The 24,793-nt window shown below is 60.5% G+C and carries 20 protein-coding genes; 6 read left to right on the forward strand and 14 right to left on the reverse strand.

Annotated elements, in window-relative coordinates; translation table 11 throughout:
• The first annotated feature begins 99 nt into the window (after nucleotides 1-99).
• Nucleotides 100-882: a MetQ/NlpA family ABC transporter substrate-binding protein gene (locus ABIE16_RS26620; RefSeq protein WP_007972924.1), complete on the forward strand. Its 783-nt coding sequence runs from the start codon at nucleotides 100-102 to the stop codon at nucleotides 880-882.
• 443 nt (nucleotides 883-1,325) lie between these two features.
• On the opposite strand, the gene ABIE16_RS26625 is transcribed toward ABIE16_RS26620, so the two are convergent.
• Nucleotides 1,326-2,522, reverse strand: a complete 1,197-nt coding sequence (locus ABIE16_RS26625; protein WP_429522254.1) for an AAA family ATPase — start codon at nucleotides 2,520-2,522, stop codon at nucleotides 1,326-1,328.
• A gap of 177 nt (nucleotides 2,523-2,699) precedes the next feature.
• On the opposite strand from ABIE16_RS26625, the gene ABIE16_RS26630 reads away from it, so the two are divergent.
• Genes ABIE16_RS26630 through ABIE16_RS26640 form a run of 3 tightly spaced genes read left to right on the forward strand, consistent with a single transcriptional unit; the run spans nucleotide 2,700 to nucleotide 7,911 of the window.
• Nucleotides 2,700-3,803, forward strand: a complete 1,104-nt coding sequence (locus ABIE16_RS26630) for an efflux RND transporter periplasmic adaptor subunit (protein WP_057712492.1) — start codon at nucleotides 2,700-2,702, stop codon at nucleotides 3,801-3,803.
• Nucleotides 3,800-4,864 (forward strand): efflux RND transporter periplasmic adaptor subunit, encoded by a 1,065-nt coding sequence (locus ABIE16_RS26635; protein ID WP_349734803.1) that lies wholly within the window; start codon nucleotides 3,800-3,802, stop codon nucleotides 4,862-4,864. The genes ABIE16_RS26630 and ABIE16_RS26635 overlap by 4 nt, the downstream gene beginning before the upstream one ends.
• Nucleotides 4,861-7,911, forward strand: coding sequence for an efflux RND transporter permease subunit (locus ABIE16_RS26640; protein ID WP_407515132.1), 3,051 nt, complete (start codon nucleotides 4,861-4,863; stop codon nucleotides 7,909-7,911). The genes ABIE16_RS26635 and ABIE16_RS26640 overlap by 4 nt, the downstream gene beginning before the upstream one ends.
• A gap of 99 nt (nucleotides 7,912-8,010) precedes the next feature.
• Here ABIE16_RS26640 and ABIE16_RS26645 read toward each other — a convergent pair whose 3' ends face one another.
• From ABIE16_RS26645 to ABIE16_RS26705, 13 genes are all read right to left on the reverse strand, one after another.
• Nucleotides 8,011-8,640 (reverse strand): class I SAM-dependent methyltransferase, encoded by a 630-nt coding sequence (locus tag ABIE16_RS26645; RefSeq protein WP_429522255.1) that lies wholly within the window; start codon nucleotides 8,638-8,640, stop codon nucleotides 8,011-8,013.
• 185 nt (nucleotides 8,641-8,825) lie between these two features.
• The gene (locus ABIE16_RS26650; RefSeq protein WP_429522256.1) at nucleotides 8,826-9,182 is read right to left on the reverse strand and encodes a DUF6124 family protein; all 357 of its coding nucleotides are present in this window, start codon (nucleotides 9,180-9,182) and stop codon (nucleotides 8,826-8,828) included.
• Between the two features lie 520 nt (nucleotides 9,183-9,702).
• Entirely contained in the window at nucleotides 9,703-10,347 is a 645-nt protein-coding gene (locus ABIE16_RS26655; RefSeq protein WP_057712488.1) for a methionine ABC transporter permease, read from the reverse strand.
• Nucleotides 10,337-11,458, reverse strand: a complete 1,122-nt coding sequence (locus tag ABIE16_RS26660; protein ID WP_429522257.1) for a methionine ABC transporter ATP-binding protein — start codon at nucleotides 11,456-11,458, stop codon at nucleotides 10,337-10,339. Before ABIE16_RS26660 ends, ABIE16_RS26655 begins: the two co-directional genes overlap by 11 nt.
• A 2-nt stretch (nucleotides 11,459-11,460) precedes the next feature.
• Nucleotides 11,461-12,270 carry a MetQ/NlpA family ABC transporter substrate-binding protein gene (locus tag ABIE16_RS26665; protein ID WP_057712486.1) on the reverse strand — a complete coding sequence of 270 codons (810 nt, stop codon included), beginning with the start codon at nucleotides 12,268-12,270 and terminating at the stop codon, nucleotides 11,461-11,463.
• A 129-nt stretch (nucleotides 12,271-12,399) separates the two neighbouring features.
• Nucleotides 12,400-13,758 carry an LLM class flavin-dependent oxidoreductase gene (locus ABIE16_RS26670; RefSeq protein WP_223502496.1) on the reverse strand — a complete coding sequence of 453 codons (1,359 nt, stop codon included), beginning with the start codon at nucleotides 13,756-13,758 and terminating at the stop codon, nucleotides 12,400-12,402.
• A complete protein-coding gene (locus ABIE16_RS26675; protein ID WP_429522258.1) occupies nucleotides 13,758-14,951 on the reverse strand; it encodes an SfnB family sulfur acquisition oxidoreductase in 1,194 nt (397 codons plus the stop codon). The genes ABIE16_RS26670 and ABIE16_RS26675 overlap by 1 nt, the downstream gene beginning before the upstream one ends.
• A 23-nt stretch (nucleotides 14,952-14,974) precedes the next feature.
• Complete coding sequence (locus ABIE16_RS26680) at nucleotides 14,975-16,207, reverse strand: SfnB family sulfur acquisition oxidoreductase (RefSeq protein WP_057712483.1); 1,233 nt, start codon at nucleotides 16,205-16,207, stop codon at nucleotides 14,975-14,977.
• Nucleotides 16,208-16,577: 370 nt separating this feature from the next.
• A complete protein-coding gene (locus ABIE16_RS26685; protein ID WP_349734792.1) occupies nucleotides 16,578-17,342 on the reverse strand; it encodes a hypothetical protein in 765 nt (254 codons plus the stop codon).
• A gap of 480 nt (nucleotides 17,343-17,822) precedes the next feature.
• On the reverse strand, nucleotides 17,823-18,578 hold the full coding sequence (gene tcyN, locus ABIE16_RS26690; protein ID WP_108216113.1) for an L-cystine ABC transporter ATP-binding protein TcyN: 756 nt from the start codon (nucleotides 18,576-18,578) through the stop codon (nucleotides 17,823-17,825).
• 4 nt (nucleotides 18,579-18,582) lie between these two features.
• The gene (gene tcyL / locus ABIE16_RS26695) at nucleotides 18,583-19,248 is read right to left on the reverse strand and encodes a cystine ABC transporter permease (RefSeq protein ID WP_007983131.1); all 666 of its coding nucleotides are present in this window, start codon (nucleotides 19,246-19,248) and stop codon (nucleotides 18,583-18,585) included.
• Nucleotides 19,248-20,048 carry a cystine ABC transporter substrate-binding protein gene (gene tcyJ, locus ABIE16_RS26700; RefSeq protein ID WP_090452489.1) on the reverse strand — a complete coding sequence of 267 codons (801 nt, stop codon included), beginning with the start codon at nucleotides 20,046-20,048 and terminating at the stop codon, nucleotides 19,248-19,250. The genes tcyL and tcyJ overlap by 1 nt, the downstream gene beginning before the upstream one ends.
• Before the next feature lie 302 nt (nucleotides 20,049-20,350).
• On the reverse strand, nucleotides 20,351-21,343 hold the full coding sequence (locus ABIE16_RS26705) for a D-cysteine desulfhydrase (protein WP_057712479.1): 993 nt from the start codon (nucleotides 21,341-21,343) through the stop codon (nucleotides 20,351-20,353).
• A 190-nt stretch (nucleotides 21,344-21,533) separates the two neighbouring features.
• On the opposite strand from ABIE16_RS26705, the gene epsC reads away from it, so the two are divergent.
• Nucleotides 21,534-22,460, forward strand: coding sequence for a serine O-acetyltransferase EpsC (gene epsC / locus ABIE16_RS26710; RefSeq protein WP_090452493.1), 927 nt, complete (start codon nucleotides 21,534-21,536; stop codon nucleotides 22,458-22,460).
• Between the two features lie 375 nt (nucleotides 22,461-22,835).
• Complete coding sequence (betT, locus tag ABIE16_RS26715; RefSeq protein WP_429522269.1) at nucleotides 22,836-24,791, forward strand: choline transporter BetT; 1,956 nt, start codon at nucleotides 22,836-22,838, stop codon at nucleotides 24,789-24,791.
• Nucleotides 24,792-24,793 lie beyond the last annotated feature (2 nt).

The raw sequence follows: 24,793 nt of genomic DNA on the forward strand, positions 1-24,793 counted from the left end.
CCCGGTATTGTCCGCTTCACGCCAGCGATAGCACTTCACTGGCACTCTCATGTTCAAGCCGTCGCCACAAGCGACTGTGATTTTCGATAAGGACACTGCATGAAAAAGGTTCTGTTGTTCACCGCACTGGCGGCTGCCCTGACCGCGGGCCTGGCCCAGGCTGGCGAGAAACTGGTGGTTGCCGCGACCCCGGTTCCACACGCCGAGATTCTCGAGCTGATCAAGCCAACCCTCGCCAAAGAAGGCGTGGACCTGGAAATCAAAGTCTTCACCGACTACGTTCAGCCGAACGTGCAGGTCGATCAGAAGCGTCTGGACGCCAACTACTTCCAGACCCTGCCGTACCTGAAGAGCTTCAACGAAGGTAAAGGCACTCACCTGGAAACCGTGATCGGTGTTCACGTTGAACCCTTCGGCGGCTACTCGAAGAAAGTCAAAACCCTGGCTGAACTGAAAGACGGCGCGACCATCGCCATCCCGAACGAAGGCAGCAACAGCGGCCGTGCCCTGATCCTGCTGCAGAAGGCTGGCCTGATCGAGTTGAAAGACCCGAAAAACGCCCTGGCCACGCCGAAAGACATCGCCAAGAACCCGCACAACTTCAAGTTCAAGGAGCTCGAGTCCGCGATGTTGCCGCGCGTGCTGGATCAGGTCGACCTGGACATGATCAACACCAACTACGCGCTGGAAGCGGGTCTGAACCCGGCTAAAGACGCCCTGGTGATCGAAGGTGCCGATTCGCCTTATGTGAACTTCCTGGTGGCTCGTCCGGACAACAAGGACAGCGTTGCCATCCAGAAACTGGCCAAGGCCCTGACCAGCCCGGAAGTGAAAGCCTTCATCGAGAAGAAGTACAGCGGCGCGGTACTGCCTGCGTTCTGATTCGCGAAGCAAACCCCTTCAAGGTTTCAAACGCCGACGGCTGATTTAGCGTCGGCGTTTTTTTATGGGTGCTCGATTTAACTGTGGCGAGGGAGCTTGTCGGGCCGCAGCATTCGCCCAGGGGAGCGCGGGAGATCTGTTTGGGGCCGCTTCGCAGCCCAACGGGGGCAAGCCCCCTCGCCACAGGGAGCCAGTTGACTCTGAATTGCTCAGGCCGGCCTGGCCTTCAAGGCCCTGCGCAACGCCATCAAGAGTTTCAGAATGTCCTGCGGATCCAGCCGTTGCGGCGGTTGTACGTCTGCCATGTTCTCGTCCTTGTGAGATGTTGGCCGGGATTCTGGCCAAAAGTGGTTCGTCCTTGGAGAGGCGTTTCGAAAAAAAGATCCTTCCTACGGCGCAAGGGAAAATAGACGTCTTCCATCTCCCGTCAAATTACGCGCCGTTCACTCCGGCCAATACCACGCCGGCTCATCCAGCATCCGCTGCCCGACAATCCCGGTCTGTCCGAGATTCTTCTCCAGCACGATGCAATTGCACTCCGGGTCCTCCTGCAACGCCGAAATCAAACGTCGCGCATGGGACACCACCCACACCTGGCACTGCTCGGACGCGCGGATGATCAAGCGCGCCAGCGCCGGCAGCAGATCCGGGTGCAGGCTGGTTTCCGGTTCGTTCAGCACCATCAGCGTCGGCGGGCGTGGCGTCAGCAGCGCTGCGACCAACAGCAGGTAACGCAACGTTCCGTCCGACAACTCGGCGGCCGACAGCGGCCGCAAAAAACCTTCCTGAAAGAACTCGATGGCGAAGCGCCCACCCGGCAGAGGTTCGATGTTCAGTCGTGCGCCGGGGAAGGCGTCGCTGATCGCCGCCCGCAAGGCCTCGGGGTCGCCAATTTCGATGATCGTCTGCAAGGCCGCCGCCAGATCGCGTCCGTCGTGGTGCAGCACCGGCGTGCGGGTGCCCAGTTGCGGTTGCCGCGCCGGGGCGTCGGCATCGCTGCGAAAGTGATCGTAAAAGCGCCAGCGGCGGATGAACTCGCGCATCTCCAGCACTTCCGGCGAACTGCGCAGGCTGCCGACCTGATCGAACAGGCTGTCGAAAGTCGGCGTGTGCTGCGCCAATAAATCCCACTTTCGATCGGCGCGGGCACGGATCATCGGGCCGTCACGATCGACCAGCAGACTGGCCGGGCGATAGAACGCTCCGGCCCACAGGCATTCGCGTTTGATCTGCGGGTCGAGGCTGAAATAAGACGGTATCGGCGTGCTGCGTCCGGGCAGCATGAAATGGCCATTGGAATCGGGCAGGCCGAGGCTGATCGAGTAGCCGAAATCCTCTCCCGCAAACCCCAGGCGCAAGCGTTTGACGCCCTGGCGCACGGTGGGCTCGATGGCGACTTCGCCAGTGCGCATGCGCCGGGAGATGGTTTCCGGGCCGGCCCAGAAGGTCGAATCCAGGCCACCTTCACGGGCCAGGGCATTGACCACCCCGCCGTGGGCGGTTTCCGCCAGCAGGCGCAGCGCGCGGTACAGGTTGGACTTGCCGCTGCCGTTGGGGCCGGTGATCAGATTCAGCCGTCCCAGCGGGATCACCAGTTTGTTGATCGAGCGGTAATTGGCCACCGCGAGGGTCTTGAGCATTTGGGTTCCTGATGGGGGATCGACCGGGGCTCATTGTCAGGCATGCACAGGCGTCTATGGCAAGTGTTTCAGGGCTGAAAGAGTGTGAGCTTTTTCTTCATAAGACGCTCGTGCAAGGTTCCAATCCTGTTCTAAGCTCTCTGTCGAGTTGTACATGGAAAAGGCCAAGGAGTTTGCATGGTGGTTCCCGGATTTAAAGTAGTCATGGCCTTGAGTGTCGTCACCCTGCTGACGGCTTGCGACGAGAAGAAACCCGTGCAGGAATACCTGCCACGGGTGTTCGTGCAAGTCGTCAAGCCGGCCGATTACGCGGTCCCGGTTACCCTCACCGGTGATATCCAGGCCCGGGTACAGACGGAGCTGTCTTTCCGCGTGGGTGGCAAGATCATCCAGCGCTCGGTCGACGTCGGTGATCGAGTGACCGCCAAGCAAGTGCTGGCCCGGCTCGACCCCAAGGATTTGCAGACCAATGTCGATTCGGCCCAGGCGCAAGTCGTCGCCGAGCAGGCGCGGGTGACGCAAAGTGCGGCGGCGTTCGTGCGTCAGCAAAAATTGCTGCCCAAGGGTTACACCAGCCAGAGCGAATACGACTCGGCCCAGGCAACCTTGCACAGCAGCCAGAGCGCCCTGAGCGCTGCCAAGGCGCAGTTGGCCAATGCCAAGGATCAGTTGAGTTATACGGCGCTGATCGCCGATGCACCGGGGATCATTACCGAGCGCCAGGCGGAAGTCGGCCAGGTGGTGCAGGCGACGATGCCCATCTTCAGCCTGGCCCGTGACGGCGACCGGGATGCGGTGTTCAACGTCTACGAATCGCTGCTGGCCGAGAAGCCGAGAGATCACACCATTGTCCTCAGCCTGGTCGATAACCCTGCGATCAAAACCACTGGCACCGTACGCGAAATCACCCCGGCGGTGTCGGCGCAATCCGGAACCGTGCAGGTCAAGGTCGGCCTCGACAAACTGCCCGACGGCATGCAGTTGGGTTCGGTGGTGAGTGCCACGGCCAGCGGATCGGGCAAGTCGGTCATCGAGTTGCCGTGGTCGGCGCTGACCAAAAACATCAGTGCCCCCGCTGTCTGGATTGTCGACGACAAGGGCAAGGCCCAATTGCATTCAGTCACGGTCGGCCGCTACCTGACCGGCAAGGTCATCATCAGCGGCGGGTTGAAGGACGGGGACAAAGTCATCATCGCCGGCGGACAACTCTTGCACCCGGACATGGAAGTCGAAATTGCCGAAAACACTTACAAGGATCTGACGTGGGGAGCCAAGCCATGAAGCCTTTATGGGCGTTGTCCATCGGGCTGGTGCTGAGCGCCTGTTCCAAAAACGAACCGCCGCCGGCGCCGGTACGGCCGGTGTTGTCGATCAAGGTCCAGACCTTGAGCGAAGAGGACCTGGGCCGATTCGCCGGCAGCATCCAGGCGCGCTATGAAAGCAATACCGGCTTTCGCGTGGGTGGGCGAATCGCCAGCCGTAACGTCGATGTCGGCGCTGAGGTGGAGAAGGGTACGCTGCTCGCCACCCTCGACCCTTCCGACCAGCAGAACCAATTGCGTTCGGCCCAGGGCGACCTGTCGAAAATTCAGGCGCAACTGATCAATGCCAAGGCCAGCGCCCTGCGCCAGCAAGCCTTGTTTGATCGTGGGGTCGGCGCGCAAGCGCAACTCGACGAGGCCAACACGGACCTCAAAACCACCCAGGCCTCCCTCGATCAGGCCCGGGCGGCCGTCAACCAGAGCAAGGACCAACTGGGCTACACCGAGCTGCGCGCCGATCATAAAGCCGTGGTCACCCAGTGGAGCGCCGAGGCCGGGCAAGTGGTAACGGCCGGTCAGCAAGTGGTGACTCTGGCGCAACCGGACATCAAGGAAGCGGTGATCGACCTGCCCGATACCCTGGTCGATCAACTGCCCAGCGATGTGGTGTTTCTGGTCGCTGCGCAGCTGGATCCGAGCATCAACACCACCGCCATCATCCGTGAAATCGAACCTCAGGCTCAAAGCGCCACACGCACCCGTCGCGCCCGCCTGAGCCTGGCTGAAACACCAGATGGCTTTCGCCTCGGCACAGCCATCAGCGTCACCCTGAGCTCGGCGATCAAGCCGCGTATCGAGTTGCCTGTCACCGCGCTGCAGGAGGTCGATGGCAAGCCACGCATCTGGGTGATTGATGCACAGAGTAAAACCGTCTCCCCCCGTGACATCACCGTGATCAGCCGTACCGACAGCACCGTGGTGCTGGCTGGCGGCGTGAAGAACGGCGAGCGGGTGGTCAGTGCCGGTGTGAACAGCCTCAAGCCGGGGCAACAAGTGAAAATCGACGAGGACAGTCAATGAAAGGGCCTTTCAACCTCTCGGAATGGGCCCTCAAGCATCAGTCGTTCATCTGGTATCTGATGTTCGTCGCGTTGTTGATGGGTGTGTTCTCGTATTTCAACCTGGGGCGCGAAGAAGACCCTTCGTTCACCATCAAGACCATGGTGATCCAGAGCAAATGGCCGGGGGCGACCCAGGAGGAAACCCTCGAACAGATCACTGACCGGATCGAGAAGAAGCTCGAGGAGCTCGACTCCCTCGACTATGTGAAAAGCTACACGCGCCCCGGCGAATCGACGGTGTACGTGAACCTGCGCGACACCACCAGTGCCAAGGACATCCCGGAAATCTGGTACCAGGTGCGCAAGAAGATCAACGACATCAAATACCAGTTCCCGCAAGGCATACAGGGGCCGTCGTTCAACGACGAGTTCGGTGACGTCTTCGGGTCGATCTACGCCTTCACCGCCGACGGCCTGACCATGCGTCAGTTGCGCGACTACGTGGAACAGGCCCGCATGGAAATTCGCGGCGTGCCGGGGCTGGGCAAGATCGAAATGGTCGGCCAGCAGGACGAAGTGCTGTACCTGAACTTCTCCACGCGCAAACTCGCTGCGCTGGGCATCGATCAGCGTCAGGTGGTGCAGAGCCTGCAAACCCAGAACTCCGTGACCCCGGCGGGTGTCATCGAGGCCGGGCCGGAGCGGATTTCGGTGCGCACTTCGGGGCAGTTCGCTTCGGAGAAAGACCTGGCCGAGGTCAACCTCAAGCTCAATGACCGCTTCTATCGTCTGGCCGACATTGCCGAAATCAGCCGCGGCTACGTCGATCCGGCCTCGCCGGAATTCCGCTTCAACGGCAAACCGGCCATCGGCCTGGCGATTGCCATGCAGAAGGGTGGCAACGTCCAGGCGTTCGGCAAGGCCCTGCACACCCGTATTGACCAGTTGACCGCCGACCTGCCGGTCGGTGTCGGCATTGACAACGTCTCCGACCAGGCCGTGGTGGTCGAGGAGGCCGTTGGCGGCTTTACCAGCGCGTTGTTCGAGGCCGTGGTGATCGTACTGTTGGTCAGCTTCGTCAGCCTTGGCGTGCGTGCCGGGCTGGTGGTGGCTTGCTCGATCCCGTTGGTGCTGGCGATGGTGTTCGTGTTCATGGAATACAGCGGCATCACCATGCAGCGGATTTCCCTCGGTGCACTGATCATCGCCCTCGGCCTGCTGGTGGACGATGCGATGATCACCGTGGAAATGATGGTTACGCGTCTGGAGTTGGGCGAGACCAAGGAGCAGGCGGCGACCTTCGCCTACACCTCCACGGCGTTCCCGATGCTCACCGGTACGCTGGTGACGGTGGCGGGCTTCGTGCCGATCGGCTTGAACGCCAGCTCGGCCGGTGAATACACCTACACTCTGTTTGCGGTGATTGCCTGCGCGATGCTGGTGTCGTGGGTGGTGGCGGTATTGTTTGCGCCGGTGATCGGCGTGCACATTCTCAGTACCAACGTGAAACCCCATGAAGGCGAACCCGGGCGTATCGGCAAGGCGTTCAACGGCGGGCTGCTGTGGTGCATGCGCAATCGCTGGTGGGCCATTGGCATCACCGTACTGTGCTTTGTACTGGCGGTGTTCAGCATGCGCTACGTGCAGAACCAGTTCTTCCCGTCTTCGGATCGGCCGGAAATCCTGGTGGACCTGAACCTGCCGCAAAACGCCTCGATCGACGAAACCCGCCGGGCCGTCGATCGCCTTGAAGCCACGCTCAAGGACGATCCGGACATCGTGCGCTGGAGCACCTACGTCGGCCAGGGTGCCATTCGCTTCTATCTGCCACTGGACCAGCAACTGCAAAACCCGTTCTACGCGCAGCTGGTGATCGTCAGCAAAGGTCATACCCGTGAGGCCATGATGCAGAAGCTTCGCGAGCGCTTGCGCAACGACTTCGTTGGCATCGGCAGTTATGTCCAGGCACTGGAAATGGGCCCGCCGGTAGGGCGTCCGATCCAGTACCGGGTCAGTGGCAAGGACGTCGACCAGGTGCGCCGACATGCCATCGACCTGGCCACTGAGCTGGACAAGAACCCGCACATTGGCGAGATCATCTACGACTGGAACGAACCGGGCAAAGTGCTGCGGATCGACATCGCCCAGGACAAGGCGCGGCAGTTGGGGTTGTCTTCGGAGGATGTGGCCAACCTGATGAACGGCATCGTCAGCGGCCAGTCGGTGACCCAGGTCGATGACGACATTTACCTGATCAACGTGGTCGGTCGCGCGGTGGATTCCGAACGCGGTACGCCGGAAACCCTGCAGAACCTGCAAATCGTCACGCCAAGCGGCACGTCGATACCGCTGCTGGCGTTCGCCACGGTGCGCTACGAACTGGAGCAGCCGCTGGTGTGGCGTCGCGATCGCCTGCCGACCATCACCATCAAGGCGGCGATACGCGACGAGATCCAGCCGACGGACCTGGTGAAAATCCTCAAGCCGTCCATCGACGATTTCGCTGCCAAATTGCCGGCGGGCTACAAGGTCGCCACCGGTGGTACGGTGGAGGAAAGCGGCAAGGCCCAGGGACCGATTGCCAAAGTTGTGCCGCTGATGCTGTTCTTGATGGCGACCTTCCTGATGATCCAGCTGCACAGCGTGCAGAAGCTGTTCCTGGTGGCCAGCGTTGCGCCGCTGGGGCTGATCGGCGTGGTGATCGCGCTGGTGCCGACAGGCACGCCCATGGGCTTCGTGGCGATCCTCGGGATTCTGGCGCTGATCGGTATCATCATTCGTAACTCGGTGATCCTGGTGACCCAGATCGAGGAATACGAACTGAAGGGCTATGCACCGTGGGATGCAGTGGTGCAGGCCACCGAACATCGGCGCCGTCCGATCCTGCTGACCGCGGCGGCGGCGAGCATGGGGATGATCCCGATTGCCCGGGAAGTGTTCTGGGGGCCGATGGCCTACGCGATGATCGGCGGGATCGTCATCGCCACCTTGCTGACGCTGCTGTTTTTGCCGGCGCTGTATGTGGCCTGGTACAAGATCCGCGAGCCGAAGAAGGATACTGTTTAAAAAGCGAGCGCTTCGCGCTCATCGCGAGCAAGCTCGCTCCCACAGGTTGACCGCAATCCACTGTGGGAGCGAGCTTGCTCGCGATGGCGTCCGAATGGGCTACACAGCTTTACGCCAGACACTCGCCAACCAGGGCTGCTGCTCCCGCGGCAGCCCTGTCGGCCGGTAGTAATGCTCCAGCTCCACAAACCCCGCCTCGATCAACAAATGCTGCCAGGCCGCCAGGTCGTGATACGACCCATAACGCGGCCCGTTCCAGCCTTCCTGATTCTCGCCACGGGGGTTGGAGCTGAACAACACGCCACCCGGTTTCAGCGCTTCCCACAACTGCTTCAACACCCGTGGTAATTCCTGACGCGGAACATGAAACAGCACCGCGTTGGCAAAGATCCCGTCGAAACGCTCGGCCGGCAGATCAAGCTTCAAAAAGTCCTGCTGCCAGACCTCGCAACCACTGTCCTCACGGGCCATCTGCGCGAGTTTTTCCGAACCGTCGAGGCCGACAGCCCTGTGGCCCATGCGGGTGAAGGTTTGCAAATCCCGACCCGGCCCGCAGCCGAAATCGAGAATATCGAAAGGCGCCTCGCCCTGAATGTGCCGCAGCAGGGCATCGATGTTCTGGCTGACGTCGTGATCGCGGGTGCCTTCACGGAAGTCTTCGGCCACTGCGTTGTAATGGCCCAGGGTGGTGGCGGTGATCTGTTCGAGGTCGTCGGGTGTTTGCTTCATGGTCGGCTGCGCGGGCAAGTGGGATGGGTCGAATATACGCCATCATGCCGGGGGCTGCTTCGCAGCCCATCGCGAGCAAGCTCGCTCCCACAATGATTCGCGCCGTGCACAAATTTGGTCTGCACTGAGGATCAACTGTGGGAGCGAGCTTGCTCGCGATGGCGTTGGTACTGACAACAGATGGCTCAGCCCTTTTTCATCCCCAGACATTCAATGGAGTGATCCACCATCGCCTTGGCAATCTCCAGCAAATGCCAGATCGAGTACACCATCGCACGGTCGGCGCCCTTGAGTTGATCGCCACACTGATACGCCGTCACCGAAGCACAACGCAGCAGATCGGCAACATAGAGCTGGGTGTCTTCGAAGCTCACGTCTTTGCTGACGTTGTAGAAGCGCATTTCATCGGGCGGTGCGGGTTGCTTGCCGGTGAGGTAGAAATCGATGGCCCGATAAAGCACGGAGCGATCTCTGAGTGAATCGTCGGTGACGGTTTCGTTGTCGGGATTTTCGGGAGGCGGATCGGGAACGGATTTTTCCATTGGTAAAACTCCTAGAGCTAATTGGAGCCAACCGATGTCGCGACTAAACGAGCAGGGGTGGCGGCTGCACGCAGGTTAGTCGACCGGTCTCTAGGCAACCCGGCGCACCCGAGGGTGCCCTGCGCACAGCCACCATAACTTTCAGGTAATGAAAACACCTGGAATGAGGTGGCGCTGTGCGCCTAGAAAGATCCGGGCGACTAAACCCGATCACTGATGAGCAGTGACGGACCGAGACTAGCCGCCGGATTTGGCAGGCGCAAGCGAGCGAAATGATCTAGGAAACTTCCTGCAAAGGAAAGGGAATAGGCCTGCGGAATGGCTGATTTCCCTGTACGAAAACTTCCCTGTCAGGGGTGGTGATCACCTGTGGCGAGGGGGCTTGCCCCCGTTGGGGTGCGAAGCGCCCCCATAACCATGCAATGAAGTATGTCAGAAACAACGAGTACGCCGGTTTTGCGACTGCTGCGCAGTCGAACGGGGGCAAGCCCCCTCGCCACAAAGGGTGTTCGCAACGTGCTTAGCGCTTGTTGAGGCCCCGCGCCAACCGATCCCCACCCAGCTGAATCACCGCCACCAACGCCACCAGCAACACAATCACCGTCAACATGATCTGGCTATCAAACCGCTGATACCCATACCGATAGGCAATGTCCCCCAGTCCACCGGCGCCAATCGCCCCGGCCATGGCCGAGGAGTTGATCATCGTCACCAGGGTGATGGTGAACCCGCCAACAATCCCCGGCAGCGCTTCCGGCAACAACACATGCCAGACGATGTGCCAGCGCCGGCAGCCCATGGCTTGCGCTGCTTCGACCAAGCCGTGGTCGACCTCGCGCAAGCTGACTTCGGCAATGCGCGCAAAGAAAGGCGTAGCGGCGATGGTCAACGGCACCACCGCGGCCCACACGCCGTAAGTGGTGCCGACGATGAGCCGGGTGAACGGAATCAAAGCGACCATCAGGATCAGGAAAGGCACCGAGCGGAACAAGTTCACGAATGCGCCCAAAGCGCGGTTCAGCGCTGGCGCTTCGTAGATGCCGCCCTTGGAACTGGTGACCAGGATCACTGCCAGCGGAATGCCCGCCAACAGCGCGATCAACGACGACACGCCGACCATCAGGAAGGTGTCGATAAAGCCCTGCAGCAAGCGATCAAACCACATAACCCAGTACCTCCACCTGTTGCGCCCAATGAGAGGCACGCTGACACAACTCCTCGGCATCGAGGGACGAGCCGGTCACCGCCAGCAGCAGTTGCCCAAGCGCATGGCCCTGAATCCGTTCCACACCGCCTTGCAACAATCGCACGCGGCCTCCGAGGGCGCTGAACAGTGCCGCCAGATCCGGTTCGTCGCGTTGGCTGCCGGTGAACTGCAAGCGCAGGACCACAGCGGCGTCGCAGGCACTCGATTGCGCCAACAGACGGCTTTGCAGTTCTTGCGGCAATGCGTGTTGCAACGGCGCCAGCAATGTCTTGCTGACCTCATGTTGTGGATTGCCGAACACTTCCCAGACCGGGCCTTGCTCGACGATTCTCCCGTGCTCCAGCACCACCACCCGATCACAGATTTCACGGATCACCACCATCTCGTGGGTGATCAGCACAATGGTCAGGCCCAGGCGTTGATTGATCTCGCGCAGCAGGCCGAGAATCGACTGCGTAGTCTCCGGGTCCAGTGCCGAGGTGGCTTCGTCACACAGCAGGATTTGCGGGTCATGCACCAGCGCCCGGGCAATGCCCACGCGCTGTTTCTGCCCGCCGGACAACTGCGCCGGGTAAGCCTTGTGTTTGGCCTGCAAACCCACCAGTTCCAGCAGTTCACGGACTTTGCGCTCGCGTTGTTCCTTGGGCACGCCAGCGACTTTCAACGGCAGTTCGACGTTCTGCCAAACTGTCTTGGCCGACATCAGGTTGAAGTGCTGGAAGATCATGCCGATGCGCCGCCGCAGCGCCACCAGTCGGTCTTCGTCGAACTCGCCGATGTCCACTTGATCGATCAGCACCCGACCGCTGCTTGGCTGTTCCAGGCGATTGATGGTGCGGATCAGCGACGACTTGCCGGCGCCGCTGCGGCCGATGATGCCGAACACTTCGCCGCGCTGGATCGCCAGGTCGATGCCGTGCAACGCGGCCACCGGTCCTTGCTGGCCGTTGTAGGTTTTACCCAGGCCGATGAAGCGTATGTGGGCATGGTTGAGTTCGGGATGCAGCTCAGTGCGCTCTGCGCTTTGCGGCTCTGGAATCTCCAGTCGCCGTTGGATGGCGGCGGTCATGCTCAGCTTTCCCAGCCGGCTTGATAGAGCTTGCCGTGGGCTTTATCCAGTGCGGCGCGCACAGCCGGTGAGTGCTGGTAGATGTCGACGAACTTGATCAGGCGCGGGTCGGTTTTGCTCTTGGGCTGGATCACGAACTGAATCACGTATTCCTTGTGATCGAGGCCATCGAACAGCAGCGCGGAGCCCGCGTCGAAGGTTTTCGACAAGCGAATGTAGGCCGGGTAGCCCTGCACCAGATCGGCATCGTCATAGGCACGTACCAGTTGCACGGCTTCGACCTGGAGGATCTTGATGTGCTTCGGGTTGGCGATGATGTCTTCTTCGGTGGCCTTGTAGCCGACGCCGGGCTTGAGGGTGATCAGCCCTGCCTTGGCCAGCAGCTGCAAGCCACGGCCGCTGTTGATCGGATCGTTGGCGATGGCCACGCTGGCGCCTTGGGGCAGTTCGTCGAAGCTTTTGTATTTCTTCGAGTAGAGACCGACGTTGTTGATGATCCCCGGCGCGAACGGCACCAGATCGAAACCTGATGCTGCCTTGGCGTTTTCCAGGAACGGGATGTGCTGGAAGTAGTTCACGTCGATGTCGCCAGCGGCGAGGCTGACGTTCGGTGCGATCCAGTCGGTGAACTCCACCAGTTCGACCTTCAGGCCTTGTTTGCCGGCTTCTTCGACCGCTGCTTCCAGGGGGATGGCGAAGGCGGCGGTAGTGCCGATTTTCAGCGGAGCGTCGGCGGCGAAGGTCACCGAGCTGAACAGGCCGAGGGCCAGGGCCAGTGCTTTGACTGGGTGGGAGAGGTAGTTCTTTTTCATGATGAGTTATCCAGTCAGTGCATTAAATTTGTGGTGTCTGTTCGGGCCTCATCGCGAGCAAGCTCGCTCCCACAGTGGATCTCGGGTGTTCACACAATCCCTGTGGGAGCGAGCTTGCTCGCGATGCTTTTAGCGTCGGTAAGTCGAGCCGGTATGTTGCTCAGGCAGATGCGCCTCCCGCTGAAACAGCTTTTCGCGCAAGGTCCCGTCGTCGTACGCGGTCTTGTAAGAGCCCCGCCGTTGCAACTCGGGGATCACCAGCTCGATGAAGTCCTCATAGCTTTCCGGCGTGACGATGCGGGTCAGGTTGAAGCCATCCAGCCCGGTCTCGGCGATCCACGATTCCAGTTCATCCGCCACTTGCTGCGGTGAACCGACCACGGTGATGTAGCGACCGCCGAGGGCGTGTTGTTCGAGTAATTTGCGTCGGGTCCAGTCGTTGTTTTGCAGATGCTTGGTGGCGGACTGGATGGCGTTGCTCTTCACGTACTGGATCGGCTCGTCGATTTCGTACTGAGAAAAATCGATCCCGGTGGACGCCGAGAAGTGCGCCACGCCGGCCTCTGCACTGGCGTAGCTCAGGTACTCGGCGTGCTTGGCCCAGGCCAGCTCCTCGGTGGCGCCAACGATCACGTTCAGGCCCATGAACACCTTGATGTCCTCGGGATTGCGCCCCGCTTCGACGGCGCTGGCGCGCACCTTGTCCACCTGCGCCTTGGTCGATGCCTTGGTCTGGCCGCTGATGAACACGCATTCGGCATGTCGCCCGGCGAACAGCAAACCGCGATCCGAGCTGCCGGCTTGGAACAGCACCGGCGTGCGCTGGGGCGAGGGTTCACACAGGTGATAACCCTCGACCTGATAGAACTCGCCCTTGTGCTCGACCTTGTGCACTTTGTCCGGCTGCGCGTAGATCCGTTGCCGTGGATCGTTGAGCACCGCGCCGTTTTCCCAACTGCCTTCCAGGAGTTTGTAAAGCACCTCCAGGTACTCGTCGGCCTGGTCATAACGACGGTCATGCTCGACTTGTTCGCTCAGGCCCATGGCCTTGGCGGCGCTGTCGAGATAGCCGGTGACGATGTTCCAGCCGACCCGCCCACGGCTCAGGTGATCCAAGGTCGACAGGCGGCGGGCGAACAGATACGGCGCTTCGTAGGTGAGGTTGGCGGTCAGGCCGAAACCGAGGTTTTTCGTCACCGCCGCCATGGCCGAGACCAGCAGCAGCGGATCGTTGACCGGCAACTGGATCGACTCTTTCAACGGCACGTCCACCGAGTTCTGGTAGACGTCGTAGACCCCGACGATGTCGGCGATGAACAGACCGTCGAACAGCCCGCGCTCCAGCAGCTGCGCCAGTTCGGTCCAGTACTCGAGGGTGTTGTAGCGGGTTGATGTGTCGCGCGGGTGCGTCCACAAACCGTGGTTGATGTGCCCGATGCAGTTCATGTTGAACGCGTTGAGCAGGATCTTCTTTTTCGCGGCGGTCATCAAATGGTCCCCCGCAGTGGCGGGTTTTCATCGTTGAGGTAGTAATTGCCGACAGCGTGGTACTTCCAGCGCACCGGGTCGTGCAGGGTGTGCACCCGGGCGTTGCGCCAGTGGCGATCCAGGCTGTGCTCAATCAGGGTCGCCTGGCTGCCGGCCAGTTCGAACAGTGTGCTGCCGGCGGCCAGGGAGATTTCGGTGCTGAGGGCGCGTGCTTCGGCGACGGCAATCGAGGTGGCCGCGACGGTCTCGGCATTCGTGTCGGCCTGGGCCTTGTCGAGGAATTCACCGGCACGTTCCAGCAGCGCCTCGGCGGCGTGCAGGCGAATGCTCAGGTGGCCGAAGCTCTTGAGGGTCAGCGGATCGTCCGTGGCTTTTTCGTGGGTGGCGTCGATCCAGGGCCGGGTTTTCGTGCGCACGAAATGCAGCGCATCTTCATACGCGGCGCGGGCGATGCCGGTGTCGATGGCGGCATGGAGAATCTGCGCCAGCGGGCCGACCGGAGTCGGGCGCTCGAAAGCGCTTTGAAAGGGGATCACATCTTCGGCTGCGACGTAGACATCTTCGAACACCACCGAACCGCTGCCGGTGGTGCGCTGGCCGAAGCCGCTCCAGTCGTCGATCACGCTCAGGCCCTTGCTGTTGCGCGGGACGAACGCCAGTTGCTGCACGCCGTTTTCATCCACCACCGAGGTGGGAATGCGCTGGGCGTAGATCGCGCCCGTGGCGTAGAACTTGCGACCGTTGATGCGATAGCCGCTGGCGTCGCGAGTCAGGCTCGTGACGCGATCGTGTGCGGTTTTAGTGCCGAGTTCGGCCAACGCATTGCCGAAGCGTTGACCGGCCAAAACCTCGGCGTACAGGCGTTGCTTCTGCTCGTGGCTGCCGTTCACCCGCAGTACTTCGAGGGCATAGAAATGGTTTTGCGGGATCTGCCCCAGGGAGCCGTCGGCCCGGGCGATCAAGGCGATGACCTTGGCCAGGGTGACGTTGGAAACGCCGGCGCCGCCATACTCTTTCGGCACGCTGATGCCCCACAGGCCCGATCGGGAAAACACTTCCAGTTCCGGGTGTGGCAAGCGGCGTAAACGGTCGCGTGTGGCGCTGTCGCGTTTGAAGTCTTCGGCAAGGTCGCTGGCGACGATCAGCGCTTGTTCATCGCTGGCGATGACCGCGACGTGGTGAGAACTTGTCATATGTTTCTCCAGATGTCTGGTCGTCAGATCCAGGAATGGCGATTAGGCAGCGTGCCGTTGAGGCGATAGGCGCCGACCGCGTGATACTTCCAGCGCACCGGGTCGTGCAGGGTGTGCACCCGGGCGTTGCGCCAGTGACGGTCGAGGTTGAATTCGGCGAGGGTCGCGCGGCTGCCGGCCAGTTCGAGCAGCTTTTCGCTGGCCAGCAACGAAATCTCGGTGGTCAGCACTTTGGCTTCGGCCACGGCAATCGAGGCGCGGGCGGCGGACTCGGCGGTGAGTGGTGCGGCGCTGACGTCATCGAGCACTTGCCCGGCCTTGCGCAGCAGTGCTTCGGCGGCGTGCAGTTCGATTTTCAACCTGCCGATATCGGCGATCACGTACAGGTCATCACTGGCCCGCTCGACCTTGGCGTCGATCCATGGCCGGGCGCGGGTTTTCACGAAGTCGATGGCGTCGTCGATGGCGCCTCGGGCGATGCCGGCGTCGATGGCCGCTTGAATCAGCTGCGAGACGGCACCCTGGATGTTCGGCGTGTCGTTGATCCGCCAGTTATCCACCACCAGTTCGGGATCGGCCTGCACGTTGTTGAGCAAAATCGTGCCGCTGGCGGTGGTGCGCTGACCAAAACCGGACCAGTCATCGACAATGCGCAATCCCGGTGTGCCACGACGGATGAACGCCAGCACCTGCTTGCCATCGTCGTTCAGCGCTTTGACCGCGACCCAATGAGCGAACAGTGCGCCGGTGGAATAGAACTTCTGGCCATTGAGGACGCCGTCAGCGGTGATGCGCGCCTTCAGTTCCAGGGTGTTTTTGGTGCCGCGTTCCGGCCCGGCATTGCCGATGCGCCAGCCTTCCAGGACGCTTTTGAACAGTTGTTGTTTCTGCGCTTCGGTGGCGCTGCCGAGCACTAGGTTAAGAATGCCGAACTGGTTTTGCGGGATCTGCCCAAGCGCCGGGTCGGCGGCGGAAATGATCGCGAAGACCTCGGCCAGGGTGACGAACGAAACCTGCGGGCCACCGTACTCGCGGGGGATGGAAATACTGCCCAGGCCGCTGCGGGTGAACTGCTCGATTTCCGACCATGGGAGCTTGCGCTGCTGGTCTCGTTTGGCTGCTTGCTGGCGGGCGACTTGCGCCAGTTCGTGGGCCGCCTTGATGGCTTGAGCGTCGTTGCGCAAGATTTGTGCGGGCAACAACAGCGGGGCGATGTCCAGGTCACTCTGGACGATTGCATCTGCCAGACTGGACATCAGTGCCGCTCCTTGGCTGCACGCAATGCCCTGGCGATCTGCACTGGGGTGATTGTGTTCCGGACCATACCTACCTCACATCTTATGGAAGCGCCGCTTGTGGCGGCGCATGAAAACAAGGATGTCCGGTGGTCCGGTGTATATACCCTAAACGTGTATAAATATTTTATGAACTAACTTTTAGGAATATGTATAGAAGGGTGTTCTCGAGGGAGAGCGCAATCCCTGTGGCGAGGGGGCTTGCCCCCGTTCGACTGCGCAGCAGTCGCAAAACCTTTCTCCACGATTTATTTGAATGGACTCAATTGCAGGGTTTTGGGGGCGCTTCGCACCCCAACGGGGGCAAGCCCCCTCGCCACAGAAGCGGTATTCATTGCTTGCGGGGTTCGGCGGCCTTGAGCACTTTTTTCGGGGGGACTTTCAGATAAGGATTGGCGCAACCGATTTTCAGCGTACGGGCTGGCGCCCAGCGGGAGTTGTTTCCCACCCGGTCGAGAATGCAGTACGTCACTTCCAGCCGCAGGTCTTCACCGGCTTCGAGGATGATGGCCGGCGGTATCCAGACCTGAATCGGCTGACCCACATCGGTGGCCTTGAGCCGTGGCAGATCCATGCGCACATCGCCCCAGCGCAGGGTGATTTCGTCGTCGACGGCCATGTTCAGGTACGGCTCGATGGTCAAGGGAACACCGCGCTTGACCTGGCTCGGATTGACCCCCTGACGGCGAATCGCCTCGGGAATGCTCACCGGTGCCAGGCACTGGTTTTCATCGCCGCACAGCGCGGAGGGTTGGCCGCCTGGGCAGTCGAGTTTGATCTGCACGTTTCGGCTGGCCGAAATCACCGGGTCTCGACCCACCTGCATGACCCGGTAGTGAATGCGCGAGGTCCCGTTGGCGACAAAACTTTCAGGCACCCGCAGCTGCACCGGTTGGCCGACAGCGCTGGCCGTCAGCACGCGGGAGGCCACGTAGCAGTTGTCCCAGAACAGTTCGATCAGGTCACCTTCGTCCATGGCGGGGTAGGGCGCCACATCGATCAGCAGGTGCGCCGCGCAAGTGACGTTGATGCCGGTCTTGTTGGATTGCGCCAAGGTCGGGGCCACAAGCGCGGATTTGTTCGAGGTGCTTTTCATGAAGTCTCCTTGAAGTCTTGCAGCGAAGTCCGTTTCTGGGAATTCAAAAACTAAATATCGAACAGCAAAACCATTCATTATTTTTAATTGAAATAATGAGTTTGGCGTGAAGAGTGATGTTGGTCGGAGACTAGATAAGAGTCAGGGGGAGCAAGTGTCAATAAGATTTATTAGTTGTGGGTGATGCGTGATGTTATTCAGAAAGTTCCTACGGCGCAAAGTAAGTAAACCATGCCGCTGCGTCGAATTTGTCCGCTGAAAGTGGCTGAAGTCGGGCGGCTCGGCGGGCGTTGTTGGCCAGGTGCTGCGAAAGGAACATGGTGGAGATAGGGGGGTTAATTGTTGCGATGCATATATATGTACCGCGCGCGCGTACAAAATATGTATATGGAATAGATGGGTTTAGTTTGGTATTGATGAGGTGTTTTTTCGGGGGTGTCACTTCCGTCCATGGAAGATGACCATTGTTGAGCAGGGTTGTTAGTTGTGGGCGTTATTCAGGAACTTGCTGAGAAACTGTTTTGTCCGCTCCTCTTTCGGGTTGGCAAACAATGCCTTCGCTTCGCCTTGCTCGACGATCACACCCTTGTCGAAAAACACCACACGGTTGGCCACGTCCCGGGCAAAGCCCATTTCGTGGGTAACGATCACCATGGTGCGCTTCTCTTCGGCCAGGCCGCGGATGGTCGCCAATACCTCGCCCACCAGCTCCGGGTCGAGGGCCGAGGTCGGCTCATCGAACAGGATCACTTCCGGCTCCATCGCCAGCGCCCGGGCAATCGCCACGCGCTGTTGCTGGCCACCGGAGAGGCGACGCGGGTAAGCGTCCTCCTTGCCCGCCAGGCCGACCTTGGCCAAGAGCTTCTTACCCAGGGCAACGGCGTCGGCATGTGGGGTCTTCTTGACCACGATCGGGCCTTCGATGACGTTTTCCAGGGCGGTGCGATGGGGGAACAGGTTGAAGTTCTGGAACACGAAACCTACGTGCTGGCGCAAACGCCGCACCAGGCTCTGCTGCTGGTTCAGGGGACGGCTGGTATCGACCTCGATATCGCCGACCTTGATCCGGCCGCTGGTGGGTTCTTCCAGAAAATTCAGGCAGCGCAGGAAGGTGGTCTTGCCCGAACCGCTAGGGCCGATGATCGCGACCACCTCGCCTTCCTTGACCTCAAGATCGATGCCGTTGAGCACGACTTGACCCTTGAACTGCTTTGTCAGTTTTTCCACGACAATCATCGGGTCAGGACTCCTGGTCGTGCCGATTGACCCGCGCTTCCAGCTGGTTCTGCAGGTGCGACAGCACCGTGGCCAGGACCCAGTAGATCAGTGCGGCGGCAAGATACATGGTGAAGATTTCGAAGGTGCGGGCGGTGATCAGCTGCGCCTGACGGAACAGTTCCGGCACCTGGATGGTAGCGGCCAGCGCGGTGTCCTTGACCAGCGAAATGAAGCTGTTGCCCAGTGGCGGCAATGCGGTGCGCATCGCCTGCGGCAGGATGGCCCGGCGCAGAGTCTGCGCGCGGGTCATGCCGATACTGGCAGCCGCTTCCCACTGGCCACGCTCGATGGAGCTGATCGCGGCACGCAGGATTTCACAGGCGTAGGCGGCCATGTTCAGCGAGAAGCCGATCAGGGCCGCTGGCAGCGGATCCAGTTCCAGACCCAATTGCGGCAAGCCGTAATAGATCACGAACAGTTGCACCAGCAACGGCGTGCCGCGAAAGAACGACACGTAGATGCGGGCGATCCAGCTCACCAGTTTGAAGCGCGACAGGCGCATCAGCGCCAGACCGAACCCCATCACCAGGCCGAAGAACATCCCGCCCAGGCTGAGGATGACCGTGTAATACGCGCCCTTGAGCAGAAAGGGCGCGGAGTCCAGTGCGAGTTGAAAAGCTTCTTCCATTATTGAGTGACGTCAGCGCTGAAGTATTTTTCCGAAAGCTTTTTCAGCGTACCGTCGGCGCGCAGCTTGTCGATGGCTTTGTTCACAGCTGCCAGCAGCTCAGGCTCGCCTTTGCGCAGGGCAATACCGGCTTCCTGACGGGAGAACGCATCACCGGCAGCGGTGGTGTCCTTGGCTTTCTTGGCGTATTCGAGCGCGGCCAGGCGGTCGATCAGAATGGCGTCGATGCGGCCGACACGCAGGTCCTGGAACTTGGTCGGATCATCTTCGTAGGTGCGGACGTCAGCCTTGGGCACATTTTCTTTCACCCACTGCTCGTAGTTGGTGCCCAGGCCTACGCCGACTTTCTTGCCAGACAGGTCAGCGGCGGACTTGATGTTCAGCTCGGCGGCCTTCTTCGTCAGCACCAGCGCCTGAATACCGGAAACGGTGTACGGCTCGGAGAAGTCATACTTCTTCTTGCGCTCTTCGGAGATGGTCACCTGGTTGATCACTGCGTCCAGACGCTTGGATTCCAGGGCCGCGAGGATGCCGTCCCATTTGGTCGGTTGCAGCTTGACCTTCACGCCCAGCTCTTTGGCCAGGGCTTCGGAGAACTCGACTTCGAAGCCGGCCAGTTTGCCGTCGGCGTCGACGAAACTGAACGGTGGGTAGGTGCCTTCCAGGCCGACGTTGATTACGCCTTTGTCCTTGATTTGTTGCAGTTGCTCACCGGCAACCGCCTGGCCAATCAGGCCGGCGCTCAGTGCCAGGCCCAGCGAACCCACCAGCAGATTGCGACGTAGTGCGGAAAAATTCATGACAAGCCCCTGTGTTTTCTTATGGAAGACGCTTTTGCGAAAATTTGGCGAAATCGGGAATTAAGCGACAGCGCTATCCTGCCTTAAAGCAGCGAATGCGTCTCTCGGGAAATTCGCCTGTAGCATGACTATATGATGGCGTTTTTAGATTGGAAAATAATAATTAATCTTCTGGTTATTCCATTTTGGAATAGCTTGTGTTTTTACTGTGGGAGCGAGCTTGCTCGCGATGGTCGTCAACGATAACGCTTGCAACCTGACACCCCGCGGTGCCCTGTCGTCCATCGCGAGCAAGCTCGCTCCTACAGGAAATCCTTGTAGGCAAACAGCGCCGGTGCCCCGCCGGTGTGCAGGAAGATAATCGGCCCCTCGTTGAAACGCTGACGGCCGATACCGTCCAGCAAGCCCGCCATGGCCTTGCCAGTGTAGACCGGGTCCAGCAGCAAGCCTTCCTGACTCGCCAGCAGCTTCACCGCTGCCAGTGTGCCGGCATTCGGCTCGCCATAACGCGGAGCGAAATACTCATCCCACAACTCGACCTTGAAAGCCTCCGGCAGGCTGACGCCCAGCAACTCGGCGGTGCGTTCGGCCAGACCTTGAACCTTTGGTCGCTGATCTTCATCGCTGCGCGAAACCGTCACGCCAATCACTGGCAGATCCGGCAGCGCTTCACTCAAGGCCAGTGCCAGGCCGCTGTGGGTACCGGCGCTGCCCGAGGCCAGGACCACGGCGGCGAACTTCAGGCCGGTGTCTTTGATCTGCTCGGCCAGTTCCAGCCCGGCGCGTACGTAACCCAGGGCGCCCAAGGCATTGGAACCACCGATCGGCACCAGGTACGGCTTCTTGCCGTTGCTGCACAGTCGGTTGGCCAGGGCTTGCAGTTGCTCGTCGGCGTTGTCGAGGTTTTCCACCAGTTCGACTTTGGCATCGAACAGGTCGAGCAGCAGGCGGTTGCCGTTGCCGGTGTAATTGCTGTCGTCAGTACCGAGAGGATTTTCCAGAAGGGCTACGCAGCCCAGACCCAACTTTGCGGCAATGGCAGCTGTCTGGCGCACGTGGTTCGACTGCAGAGCCCCCGCGGTGATCAAGGTGTCGGCACCCTGGGCCAAGGCATCGGCGGCCAGGTATTCGAGTTTGCGCAGCTTGTTGCCGCCCATCGCCAACGGCGTCAGGTCATCGCGCTTGACGTACAGGTCGCGGCCCAGCCAGGTCGACAGGCGTTCGAGTTTTTCCAGGGCGGTGGGCTGACCGAGCAGGTCGAGGCGGTTAAAGCGGGCGAGCTGTTGTTTGATCATGAGTCCATACTGGCGGTTGAAGATCTCAGGACTATAGGCACGCCCAAAAGCCGGGGCAACCGTCAATCGCTTATAGCCAATCGAACTGAGCACAGCACTATTGGTTCTTAATTTGCCTCGCGACCCTTGCCGTAAAGTAATCGCCGTCAGTGCGGCCAGACAGTCCGGCCGCCCGTGAGGAGTTTTTACCGTGAGTGAGCGTTCCAGCCATTGGCAATTGCAGACCATCGTCAGCCAGCTGCGCACGGCACGTGAACAGTGGCGTGCACAAAACGGCCGGGCCAGCGGCGAGCAGGGCGGTCGCGAATTGCCGTCCCGCGCAGCCATGGCGGAGATTCTCGAAGCGCTGTGCGGTGCGTTGTTCCCGATGCGCCTGGGGCCGGTTGACCTGCGCGAAGAGAGCGAAGATTTCTACGTCGGCCACACCCTCGATGTGGCGCTGAATGCGCTGTTGGCCCAAGCGCGGCTCGAATTGCGCTACGCCGCGCGCCACAGTGCCCAGGCCGAGACTGAAGTCGAAGCCAAAACCATCCAGATCATTCAGGACTTCGCCCTCGCGTTGCCAGGGTTGCGCAGCCTGTTGGACACTGACGTATTGGCTGCCTATCACGGTGACCCGGCGGCGCGCAGTGTCGATGAAGTGCTGTTGTGCTACCCGGGGATTCTGGCGGTGATTCACCATCGTCTGGCCCACCATTTGTATCGCGCCGGGTTGCCGCTGCTGGCGCGGATCAGCGCGGAAATCGCTCACTCGGCCACCGGCATCGACATTCACCCTGGAGCGCAGATCGGCCGCAGTTTCTTCATCGACCACGGGACGGGTGTGGTGATTGGCGAAACTGCGATCATCGGCGAGCGCGTGCGGATCTATCAGGCGGTGACTTTGGGCGCCAAGCGCTTCCCGGCGGACGAAGACGGTCAGTTGCAGAAAGGCCAGCCACGACACCCGATAGTCGAGGATGACGTGGTGATTTATGCCGGGGCGACGATTCTGGGGCGGATCACCATCGGCCAGGGTTCGACCATCGGCGGCAACGTCTGGCTGACCCGCAGCGTGCCGGCGGGCAGCAACCTGACCCAGGCAAATCTGCAGCATGATGATGGGGCGCAGAAGTAGGCCTCTAAATCTCCACTGATTTCTCAGACCTCATCGCGAGCAAGCTCGCTCCCACAGGGGGACGCGGTCAACTGTGGGAGCGAGCGTGCTCGCGATTGGATTTCAAGCCGAATCGAACCAGTGGCCCTGATCTGATCCTGCGCCGAACCCTCCCTTGAGCTAGCGTAATACCAGTACCGCCGAGCCCTGCGATTAGTCCTTAGCCCCCTATCCATGTTTAACTTGAACGTTCATTCAAGTTAAACCGGCGGTTCGCTGCCCGCTCACAACAGGAGGCTTGCCTTTGCTGAGTCCGATTTCTACAGCCACGTTTTACCCCTTCGAGGTGCACCGAACATGAGTGCATCGTCCATCCCTCCAAGCGGCCTGATCCGCATGAATCCGCCGGTGTTCTGGTTCTCGGCAAGCTTCATTCTGTTGTTTGGTGTCGTTGTCATCGCCATGCCCGAGCAGGCCGGTGCCTGGTTGCTGGCGGCGCAAAACTGGGCGGCCAACACGGTCGGCTGGTATTACCTGCTGGCGATGACCCTGTATCTGGTCTTCGTGGTGGTCACCGCCTTGTCCGGCTACGGCAAGATCAAGCTCGGTGCCGACCACGACGAACCCGAATTCAGTTATTTGTCCTGGGCCGGCATGCTGTTCGCCGCCGGGATCAGCATCACCCTGTTTTTCTTCTGTGTGTCCGAGCCGCTGACCCACATGCTGAAACCGCCCCAGGGCGAGGCCGGTACGGCAGATGCTGCGCGCCAGGCGATGCAGATTCTGTTTCTGCACTGGGGCCTGCATGGCTGGGGCGTGTTCGCCTTTGTCGGCATGGCGCTGGCCTACTTTGCCTACCGGCATAACCTGCCACTGGCCCTGCGCTCGGCGCTGTATCCGCTGATCGGCAAGCGCATCAATGGCCCCATCGGCTACGCGGTGGATGGTTTCGGCATCATTGCCACGGTGTTCGGCCTCGGTGCCGATATGGGCTTCGGTGTGTTGCACCTCAACTCGGGCCTGGACTACCTGTTCGGCATCGCCCATACCCAATGGGTTCAGGTCGGCCTGATCACCTTGATGATGGGCGCTGCGATCATCGTTGCCGTATCCGGCGTCGACAAGGGTGTGCGGGTCATGTCCGACATCAACATGCTGCTGGCCTGTGCGCTACTGCTGTTCGTGTTGTTCGCCGGCCCCACGCAGCACCTGCTCAACACCCTGATCCAGAACCTTGGCGATTACCTCGGCGCCTTGCCGATGAAGAGTTTCGACCTCTACGCTTACGACAAACCCAGCGACTGGCTGGGCGGCTGGACAGTGTTCTACTGGGCCTGGTGGATAGCATGGTCACCGTTCGTGGGCCTGTTCATCGCTCGGATTTCCCGTGGTCGCACCATCCGCGAGTTCGTCTTCGGCGTGCTGTTGATTCCGCTCGGCTTCACCCTGGCGTGGATGTCGATCTTCGGCAACAGCGCCATCGATCAAGTGCTCAATCACGGCATGAGCGCGCTCGGCATGTCGGCCATCGACAATCCGTCGATGACGCTCTACCTGCTACTGGAAACCTACCCGTGGAGCAAAACCGTCATTGCGGTCACGGTGTTCATCAGCTTCGTGTTCTTCGTCACCTCCGCCGACTCCGGCACCGTGGTGCTGTCGACGCTGTCCGCCAAGGGCGGAAATCCTGATGAAGACGGGCCGAAATGGCTGCGGGTTTTCTGGGGCGCGATGACCGCATTGGTGACCAGCGCGCTGCTGTTTTCCGGCAGTATCGATGCGTTGAAGTCGGCGGTGGTCCTGACCTCGTTGCCGTTCTCGCTGATCTTGCTGTTGATGATGTGGGGGCTGCACAAGGCGTTTTATCTGGAATCGCAGAAGCAAATTGCGCAGATGCATTCCTTGGCACCGGTGTCCGGTTCACGGCGGGGCGGTTGGCGCCAGCGCCTGAGTCAGGCGGTGCATTTCCCGTCGCGGGATGAGGTCTACCGTTTCCTCGATACGACGGTGCGTCCGGCGATTGAAGAAGTGTCTGCCGTGTTCACCGAAAAGGGTTTGCACGTAGCGACACACCCGGACCCGGCCAATGACAGCGTCAGCCTGGAAATCGGCCATGGCGACCAGCATCCGTTCGTTTATCAGGTGCAGATGCGCGGCTATTTCACGCCATCGTTCGCCCGTGGCGGCATGGGTTCCAAGCAACTCAACAATCGCCGTTACTACCGGGCCGAAGTGCATTTGAGTGAGGGCAGTCAGGATTACGATCTGGTGGGTTACTCCAAGGAACAGATCATCAACGACATCCTCGACCAGTACGAACGGCACATGCAGTTCCTGCATCTGGTGCGTTGATC

It is taken from the genome of Pseudomonas sp. 2725 (assembly GCF_050434585.1).
GTDB classification, from domain to species: Bacteria; Pseudomonadota; Gammaproteobacteria; order Pseudomonadales; family Pseudomonadaceae; genus Aquipseudomonas; species Aquipseudomonas jessenii.

Coding starts and splice junctions, on each gene's coding strand:
- ABIE16_RS26660 (WP_429522257.1), bottom strand. CDS start 11,458: ATGACCGCCGCCATCCAACGGCGACTGGAGATTCCAGAGCCGCAAAGC.
- tcyJ (WP_090452489.1), bottom strand. CDS start 20,048: ATGAATTTTTCCGCACTACGTCGCAATCTGCTGGTGGGTTCGCTGGGC.
- ABIE16_RS26705 (WP_057712479.1), bottom strand. CDS start 21,343: ATGATCAAACAACAGCTCGCCCGCTTTAACCGCCTCGACCTGCTCGGT.
- tcyL (WP_007983131.1), bottom strand. CDS start 19,248: ATGGAAGAAGCTTTTCAACTCGCACTGGACTCCGCGCCCTTTCTGCTC.
- ABIE16_RS26630 (WP_057712492.1), top strand. CDS start 2,700: ATGGTGGTTCCCGGATTTAAAGTAGTCATGGCCTTGAGTGTCGTCACC.
- ABIE16_RS26645 (WP_429522255.1), bottom strand. CDS start 8,640: ATGAAGCAAACACCCGACGACCTCGAACAGATCACCGCCACCACCCTG.
- ABIE16_RS26650 (WP_429522256.1), bottom strand. CDS start 9,182: ATGGAAAAATCCGTTCCCGATCCGCCTCCCGAAAATCCCGACAACGAA.
- ABIE16_RS26635 (WP_349734803.1), top strand. CDS start 3,800: ATGAAGCCTTTATGGGCGTTGTCCATCGGGCTGGTGCTGAGCGCCTGT.
- ABIE16_RS26655 (WP_057712488.1), bottom strand. CDS start 10,347: ATGTGGTTTGATCGCTTGCTGCAGGGCTTTATCGACACCTTCCTGATG.
- ABIE16_RS26640 (WP_407515132.1), top strand. CDS start 4,861: ATGAAAGGGCCTTTCAACCTCTCGGAATGGGCCCTCAAGCATCAGTCG.
- betT (WP_429522269.1), top strand. CDS start 22,836: ATGAATCCGCCGGTGTTCTGGTTCTCGGCAAGCTTCATTCTGTTGTTT.
- tcyN (WP_108216113.1), bottom strand. CDS start 18,578: ATGATTGTCGTGGAAAAACTGACAAAGCAGTTCAAGGGTCAAGTCGTG.
- ABIE16_RS26685 (WP_349734792.1), bottom strand. CDS start 17,342: ATGAAAAGCACCTCGAACAAATCCGCGCTTGTGGCCCCGACCTTGGCG.
- ABIE16_RS26665 (WP_057712486.1), bottom strand. CDS start 12,270: ATGAAAAAGAACTACCTCTCCCACCCAGTCAAAGCACTGGCCCTGGCC.
- ABIE16_RS26680 (WP_057712483.1), bottom strand. CDS start 16,207: ATGTCCAGTCTGGCAGATGCAATCGTCCAGAGTGACCTGGACATCGCC.
- ABIE16_RS26625 (WP_429522254.1), bottom strand. CDS start 2,522: ATGCTCAAGACCCTCGCGGTGGCCAATTACCGCTCGATCAACAAACTG.
- ABIE16_RS26670 (WP_223502496.1), bottom strand. CDS start 13,758: ATGACCGCCGCGAAAAAGAAGATCCTGCTCAACGCGTTCAACATGAAC.
- ABIE16_RS26675 (WP_429522258.1), bottom strand. CDS start 14,951: ATGACAAGTTCTCACCACGTCGCGGTCATCGCCAGCGATGAACAAGCG.
- ABIE16_RS26620 (WP_007972924.1), top strand. CDS start 100: ATGAAAAAGGTTCTGTTGTTCACCGCACTGGCGGCTGCCCTGACCGCG.